At 24.2% G+C, this 3,702-nt stretch carries 4 protein-coding genes; 2 read left to right on the top strand and 2 right to left on the bottom strand.

Features of this window, described 5'->3' with window-relative positions; translation table 11 throughout:
• The first annotated feature begins 188 nt into the window (after positions 1 to 188).
• Complete coding sequence (gene dusA, locus I4V51_RS20445; RefSeq protein WP_195990281.1) at positions 189 to 1,232, top strand: tRNA dihydrouridine(20/20a) synthase DusA; 1,044 nt, start codon at positions 189 to 191, stop codon at positions 1,230 to 1,232.
• A gap of 65 nt (positions 1,233 to 1,297) precedes the next feature.
• Here dusA and I4V51_RS20440 read toward each other — a convergent pair whose 3' ends face one another.
• The gene (locus I4V51_RS20440; RefSeq protein ID WP_195990280.1) at positions 1,298 to 2,095 is read right to left on the bottom strand and encodes an HAD family hydrolase; all 798 of its coding nucleotides are present in this window, start codon (positions 2,093 to 2,095) and stop codon (positions 1,298 to 1,300) included.
• A gap of 119 nt (positions 2,096 to 2,214) precedes the next feature.
• Here I4V51_RS20440 and I4V51_RS20435 point away from each other — a divergent pair, with 119 nt between their 5' ends.
• Positions 2,215 to 2,979 carry a DeoR/GlpR family DNA-binding transcription regulator gene (locus tag I4V51_RS20435; protein ID WP_195990279.1) on the top strand — a complete coding sequence of 255 codons (765 nt, stop codon included), beginning with the start codon at positions 2,215 to 2,217 and terminating at the stop codon, positions 2,977 to 2,979.
• 51 nt (positions 2,980 to 3,030) lie between these two features.
• On the opposite strand, the gene I4V51_RS20430 is transcribed toward I4V51_RS20435, so the two are convergent.
• The coding region (locus I4V51_RS20430; RefSeq protein WP_243281590.1) for a DUF6508 domain-containing protein at positions 3,031 to 3,702 on the bottom strand (672 nt) is incomplete at its 5' end.

Below are 3,702 nucleotides of genomic sequence, written 5' to 3'. Positions count from 1 at the left end.
ACACTTAAATTGGTAATAAAATCTATATGTTATATTAATTTATATAAATTAATATAACATATTTGCTTTCAAACTTTGAAGTGTAAAAATTATAATTAGTTCATGTTTATTCTTAGTTACATAAATAATTAGAGTTTTATATGCTATAATAAAACATAATAATTTATATAAATGAAAGGATACAAAAGATGGAAAAGTATATTTCAAATATAAAAACACCTAAAATAAGTATTGCTCCTATGGTTGATAAATCACATAGACATTTTAGGTATTTTTGTAGAATTATGAATAAAGATGCACTTCTTTATTCAGAGATGGTAACAGCACAAGCAATAATTAATGGTGATTTAGATAAAATTCTATATTTTAGAGAAGATGAAGGACCTGTTGCTCTTCAAATAGCAGCTGCAAGTTCAGAGGATGCTTATAAAGCTGTTAAGCTTGCTGAAAAATATAACTATACAGAAATTAATTTAAATTGTGGTTGCCCTTCTGATAGAGTATCAGGAAATCTAATGGGAGCAGCTTTAATGTCTGATAAAGATTTAGTTTATGAAATAATTTCAGCAATGAAAGAAGCAACGAATAAACCTGTAACAATAAAACATAGAATAGGAATTGATGGTACTGGTGTATTATATGACAATACAAAAAAGATTATAATGAATGGATATGAAGACTTATTAGAATTTTTAAATACAGTATCTAAAGCGAAACCAGATAGATATACTGTTCATGCTCGTTCCGCTATATTAAAAGGCCTTAGTCCTAAAGACAATAGAGAAGTTCCTCTACTTGATTATGATATGGTTTATAAATTGAAAAAAGATTTTAGTTATTTAAATATAGAGATAAATGGTGGATTTAAGAGTTTAGAAAATATAAAAGATGCATTAACAAAGGTTGATGGAGTTATGATAGGAAGGGCTTCCTATGAAGATTGTTATCTATTAGCAAATTTACATAAGCTTAATGAAGAATATATAAATATCAAATCAATTTCTCGAGGAGAAATTATTAAATCTTATATTCCTTATGTAGTTGAAGAAATTGAAAAAGGGAGTAATGTACATGCGTTAGCTGCTCCATTACAAAGTTTATTCCAAGGAGAAAAAGGAAGTAGAAAGTTTAAGCAGTTATTATCATCAGGAAACGTTAAAAAAGAAACTATAGTTGATATATTATATAATATATTAGAGGTTATGCCTTCGGAAGTTTTATGGGACTTATAAAAAATATAATAAAAAGTACTTATATTATTTTAGAATTAATAAAATAATATAAGTACTTTAGTATTTTAGTATTTTAGAATATATTTTTGTATTCCTGTTGCAACACCATCTTTATGTACTTCATCTGTAATTTTATGTGCATATTTTTTTACTTCATCCTCTGCGTTTCCCATAGCTATACCACATCCTACAGTAGAAAGCATTTCTATATCATTTTTTCCATCTCCAAAAGCATAACTATTTTCAATATTAATATCTAAGTACTCTAAAATTTTAAGTATTCCCGTAGCTTTTGTATTCTTCTTTGAGTATAATTCAAAAGATTTTATGGCAATGCTATTAACATAATCATAATCTTTATTTCTTTGAACAATTTCTAAACATGATTTTGCAACATCATCATTTGGGCACAGCATTTCAATTTTAAATGTTTTAATTTCATCTAATGAAAACTCATCTTTTATTAGATGCTTAGAAACACCTACTGAATCATAAAAATCATAGAAGTCTTTGAAGTTTTTATTCATATATGAGTAATATTCACCTTCTAATATGTATTGTATATTAAGCTCGTCTAATTCACGTGTTAAATTATTAATAAATTCAATTTCAATATGATCGCTATGAATTGTTTCATTATTTATAATTACATGAGCACCATTAGCTAAAATAAATCCATCAAATCCAAAATCTAATATAGATTTACTTAAAAATGCATATGGTCTTCCTGTTGAAATAAAAACATAGTGACCTTCTTTTTGTAAAGATCTAATTGCTTTCTTTACAGTAGGAGTAATATCAACTATTCCTCCAAAATAATCTAATAATGTTCCATCAATATCAAAAAATACAGCTTTTTTCATTAAATCCCCTCCATTCCTAGTTATGCCTATTTTATCTCACTTTTTCCTTGTTGTCAATTGACTTCTTTTTTTAAATAGAATACAATGAGAATAAATAGGAAAAAAGAAGGAGATATGAAATGTTTACTGAAGAGCGTCATAAATATATATTAGAATTATTAGATCAAAATGGTAAAATTCTTGTAAAAGATTTAAGTAAAGAGTTTAATGTTAGTGAAAGCATGATAAGAAAAGATCTAAAAGTATTAGAGAGAAAGAATTTGCTTCGTAGAACTTACGGTGGTGCTATTACTATAGATAATAATCCTATTAAGATAAAAAGTTTTAATAATCGTATAAGTGAAAATATGGAATTAAAAATTATAATTGCAAAAAAAGCATTTGAAAGGTTAGCAGATAATGATACCATTTTTCTAGATGCATCAACTACTTCTTTTATGATAGCAAAATTAATAGTAGAAGATAATAAACAATTAACTGTAATTACTAATATGTTTGAGATAGCATCTTTAATAACACCTGATACTATTACAAAATTTATTTTTATTGGCGGAGATTATAACTCATATGTTGGTGGTAGCATAGGTTCTCATTCTATAGAACAAATAAATAATTATAGATGTAACAAAGCATTTATGGGTTGTACAGGAATTGATCTTAGAGACGGTACTATAAGCACTTCACTTTCAGAAGATGCTGCAACTAAGAAAGCAATTACACAAATTTCAGATAAATTGTTTTTACTTTCTTTAAATGAAAAATTCAAAAAGAATGGTTCATTTAAATTTTCTAATTTACTTGATTTTTATGAAATAATTACTGAAGAATTACCTGATGAATCAATATTATTAAATCTTAAAGAATACTATGTAAATATAATCTAATATTTTTATAAAAAATAACAACCTCTATTAAAATATAGAAGTTGTTATTTTTTATAACAAAGTATAAATTAATGAAAAAAAATAACTTTTATTAATAGTTGATTTTTTTTCAGAATTACTAATTGTTTCGCCTTTTTGTATCTTTAAATATAGATAATATGATTTTTCAAAATCTTTAAAAACTAATTTTCTTTTTTTAGTAAGTTTACAAGATGGAGTATTTTTATTAGCACAATCTATGACTATAAAATTATTTTTCTTTTTAGCACTAAACCATCTATGTTTTCTTTCATCAGTAGATATTGTTTCAAATTCAATTATTTTATTACCTAATTTATCAATTATCTTCTCCCAAGCTAAATAAGGTAATATATTATATAGTACTTTTTCAAATACATTATAATATATAGCGCTTGCAATTAATCCATTACAAACCCCTTCTTCTTTTATATAATATGTTAAAAGAGCTTTAGATAGCTTAATATCAGATATATCTGCTAATTCATATAATTGACTATAATTTTTATGATATATATTAATAGTATTCTTATAATTATAGTCTATTAAATTAATTTCGCAAATAAAATCTATAAATTCTATTATAGTAGAGCTATACCTAATTACAGTATTATAAAAAGAATTATTTTTATATTCATAAAAAATATTATTTTTATTGCTAAAGTATTCAATATAAAATTTAATCTTTTCTATAATATCAATAAG

The organism is Clostridium sp. D53t1_180928_C8 (assembly GCF_015667795.1).
GTDB lineage: Bacteria > Bacillota > Clostridia > Clostridiales > Clostridiaceae > Clostridium.
The sequence above is the reverse complement of the archived record's forward strand: the minus strand, read 5'-3'. Positions and strand labels throughout refer to the sequence as shown.